We start from the raw sequence: 1,161 nt of genomic DNA, 5'->3' as shown, positions 1-1,161 counted from the left end.
CACCCGCGGCCCGCCGCGGAGCGGACGATCGGCGGCGTGTGGGAATGGACTGCCAGCGCCTACCTGCCGTATCCGGGGTTCGTCACCGAGGAGGGCGCGGCCGGCGAGTACAACGGCAAGTTCATGTCCGACCAGCATGTCCTCCGCGGTGGCAGCGCGTTCACGCCTGCCGGCCACACGCGGCACACGTACCGGAACTTCTATCCCGCAGCCTCGAGGTGGGCGGCCGCGGGACTGAGGCTCGCCCGGTGACCGGCGCGCGCGAGGTGGCCGCCCAGTGCGGTGCCGCCGGGCCCGACGGCCCCGGTGCAACTACAGCAACGACAACGACGACGACAACAACGATGACAACGACGACGACGAGCACCGCCGATCCCGACACCGCCGCGCTCGAATCAGATCTGCGCGCCGGGTTCTTCGACGACCCGCCGACCGTGCCGCCCCGCTGGTTCTACGACGAGAAGGGCAGCCTGCTCTTCGACCGGATCACCCGGCTCGCGGAGTACTACCCCACCCGCGCGGAGGCGGAGATCCTGCGGTCGCGGGCCGTCGCCATCGTCGGCGATGCCGACACACTCGTCGAGCTCGGGGCCGGGACCTGCGAGAAGACGCGGGTCCTGCTCGACGTCCTCGCCTCCCGCCCGACCGGCGCCACTGATCCAGCCGGCCCACTGTTCGTTCCGGTCGACATCAGTACCGAGATGCTCTTCGGTTCCGCCCGGGCGCTCACGGCCGAGTACCCCGGACTGCGTGTCGTCCCGGTCGTCGGAGACCTCACCGCCCTCGACGGCCCGCTACCGGGCGAGCCGGGCGGGCGGCTGGTGCTCTTCCTCGGCGGCACGATCGGCAATTTCAGCGAGGCCCAGCGAGCAGAGTTCCTCGCCATGCTGCGCGGCGTCATGGACCCGGGCGACCGGTTGGCGCTCGGCTTCGACCTCGTCAAGAGCCCCGAGCGGCTGGTCGCGGCCTACGACGACGCCGACGGCGTCACCGCCGAATTCAACCTCAACATGCTCGACGTGATCGCCCGGACCGTCGAGTGCACCGGGCTGGACAGGCGCGATTTCCGCCACGAGGCCGTGTGGAACGCCGCCGAGAGCAGGATCGAGATGTGGTTGCGGGCGGTCCGCGACGTGCACGTCGACTTCCCGACGCTGGGGC

2 protein-coding genes are annotated in these 1,161 nt (G+C 70.9%); both read left to right on the top strand.

Annotation, left to right across the window (positions count from 1 at the left end; all coding sequences use genetic code 11):
- Window positions 1-252: SUMF1/EgtB/PvdO family nonheme iron enzyme (locus tag G6024_RS14125; protein WP_159148984.1), on the top strand; the 252-nt coding region annotated here is incomplete at its 5' end.
- Between the two features lie 92 nt (window positions 253-344).
- The coding region (locus G6024_RS14120; RefSeq protein ID WP_194307470.1) for an L-histidine N(alpha)-methyltransferase at window positions 345-1,161 on the top strand (817 nt) is incomplete at its 3' end.

Source organism: Dietzia maris, assembly GCF_014144855.1.
GTDB lineage: Bacteria > Actinomycetota > Actinomycetes > Mycobacteriales > Mycobacteriaceae > Dietzia > Dietzia kunjamensis.
This window is presented reverse-complemented; position numbering and strand designations above follow the sequence as displayed.